At 65.8% G+C, this 2,349-nt stretch carries 3 protein-coding genes; 1 reads left to right on the top strand and 2 read right to left on the bottom strand.

Annotation, left to right across the window (positions count from 1 at the left end; genetic code table 11):
* The coding region (locus tag ACFWF3_RS32485; RefSeq protein WP_379317675.1) for an Hsp70 family protein at positions 1 to 451 on the bottom strand (451 nt) is incomplete at its 3' end.
* A 257-nt stretch (positions 452 to 708) separates the two neighbouring features.
* Positions 709 to 1,173, bottom strand: coding sequence for a MarR family winged helix-turn-helix transcriptional regulator (locus ACFWF3_RS32480; RefSeq protein WP_378995830.1), 465 nt, complete (start codon positions 1,171 to 1,173; stop codon positions 709 to 711).
* Positions 1,174 to 1,278: 105 nt separating this feature from the next.
* On the opposite strand from ACFWF3_RS32480, the gene ACFWF3_RS32475 reads away from it, so the two are divergent.
* Positions 1,279 to 2,349 (top strand): MFS transporter (locus tag ACFWF3_RS32475; RefSeq protein ID WP_379317673.1); only part of this gene is annotated, 1,071 nt, incomplete at its 3' end.

Genomic DNA, 2,349 nt, shown 5'->3' with positions numbered 1-2,349 from the left:
CCGCGGTGGGCTCGTTGACGATGCGCAGCACGTTGAGACCGGCGATCTGGCCGGCTTCCTTGGTGGCCTGACGCTGGGCGTCTTCGAAGTAGGCCGGGACGGTGATCACGGCGTCGGTGATCTCCTCGCCCAGGTAGGCCTCGGCGTCGCGCTTCAGCTTCATCAGCGTGCGCGCGGAGATCTCCTGCGGCCTGTACTTCTTGTCGTCGATCTCGACGTTCCAGTCGGTGCCGATGTGGCGCTTGACCGAGCGGATGGTGCGGTCGACGTTGGTGACCGCCTGGTTCTTCGCGGGCTGACCGACGAGAACCTCGCCGTTCTTCGCGAAGGCGACGATCGAGGGGGTGGTGCGCGAGCCTTCCGAGTTCGCGACGACGACCGGCTCGCCGCCTTCGAGCACGGCGACGACGGAGTTCGTGGTCCCGAGGTCGATTCCGACCGCACGAGCCATAGTGGTTTCCTCCTGTTTGACGTTCGGTTATTGCAACGCTGAGCGCAGTGGGCTCAATCCTGCCTTCGAGATCCACCGTGAGTCAACCCGAAGTTGAGTCAGGTCCGCTCATGTTGTTGATCAGCACAACCAGTAGCTGCGGCGATTCATTCCCGCCACCCGAAAAAATTTCCCGGCCCCCGAGCCATTCTTGCCACGAGTGCGCTCAACTGCAGCCCCCGATGCGCGATCGTGACGGTCCGGAGACCATCGGCGGGCTATCGGGTGAGGCCGGGATGGATGCCGGGACGAAGGCCGTTGCCCTCGGCGGTTCGGCGCAGGAGATCGAGGAAGAGCGCGCGGTCCTCGGGAGACAGGGGCGACAGGAGTTCGGCGTCCAGCTCGGCTACCCGCTGCTCGGCTCGAGCCAGGAGGGCATGAGCGGCGGGCAGGAGGTGGAGCGCGTATGCGCGCCGATCACTGGGGTGACGGCGGCGTTCCACGAGGTTGCGTTTCTCCAGGTCGTCCACCAGGCCGACCATGACATTGCGGTGGATCTCCAGCGCCTCGCCGAGTTCCTGCTGCGTGCGGCCGTCGTGGGCGCTCAGGAGTTTCAGCATGCCGAAGTGGCGGGGCTTGATGCCCAGCGGCGCCAGTAGATCGCTGAAGCGGTAGGCGGTATGGAAGCCCAGTTGGCCGAGGAGGAATCCGGCGTGGGTCGACAGCTGCGTCGGGTCGGTCACACCCCTACGATACGCCGATTAACGCACCATTCATGATTGCCCTATTGATTGATAATCACTCGAGGTGCATAGTTTGAGAGGCCCCCTACTCGAAGAGAGACTCTCGTGACTACCTCCCCCACTCCCCCCGCCCCGGATCCGCGGCGCTGGTTCGCGTTCGCGGTGGTGCTGGCCGCCGGCTTCATGGATCTACTCGACGTGACCATCGTCAATGTGGCCGTGCCGAGCATCCGGAACGACCTGCACGCCGAGTACTCGCAGCTCGAATGGATCATCGCGGCTTACGTTCTCGCCTTCGCCGCGGTGCTGATCACCGGCGGCCGACTCGGCGACATCTACGGTCGCAAACGTGTGTTCCTCACCGGCATGGCCGGTTTCACGATCGCCTCGGCGGCGTGCGGGCTGGCCACCGATCCCACCGTGCTCATCGGCTCCCGCTTCGCGCAGGGTGCGATGGGAGCGTTGATGGTGCCCCAGATCCTGGCCATCATTCAGACGACATTCCCGAAGGAGGAGCGGGCCAAAGCGATTGCCCTCTACAGCGGTGTCGGCGGGTCGGCCTCCGCGGTCGGTCTCGCGCTCGGCGGCGTGCTGGTGCAGGCCGACCTGTTCGGGCTGGCTTGGCGGCCGATCTTCTTGGTGAACATTCCGGTCGGCATCGCGGGGTTCATCGCGGCATGGTTCGTGATGAGCGATTCGAAGTCGGCCAGACCGCCCCGGCTCGACCCGGTCGGCATGGCGCTGTCGGTATCCGCGGTACTGCTGCTGGTCTACCCGTTGACCGAAGGACGTCGACTCGACTGGCCCGCATGGACTTTCGTGATGATGGGTGCGGCTCTCGCGGTGTTCGCCGGGTTCCTGTTCTACGAGCGCGGCCTTGCGCGGAAGGGGCGTTCGCCGCTGGTCGACCTCGGACTGTTCCGGTCGCGGCCGTTCGCGATCGGGCTGGGGACCTGGCTGCTCTTCTGGATCGCCATGGGTGGGTTCTTCCTGGTGTGGACGTTGTTCATGCAGGGTGGACTCGGGTGGTCGCCGTTGCGAGCCGGGCTCACCTCGGCGCTGTTCGCGGTGGGCGCCGGGGTGGGAGCGGGGCTTTCGGTCGGCGTGCTGGCCGCCAGGTACGGACGGCGGGTGTTGATGGCCGGGGCGCTGGTGAATGCGACGGGGTTCGCACTC

The sequence above is a fragment of the Nocardia sp. NPDC060220 genome (assembly GCF_042727815.1).
Taxonomy (GTDB): domain Bacteria; phylum Actinomycetota; class Actinomycetes; order Mycobacteriales; family Mycobacteriaceae; genus Nocardia.
The sequence above is the reverse complement of the archived record's forward strand: the minus strand, read 5'-3'. Positions and strand labels throughout refer to the sequence as shown.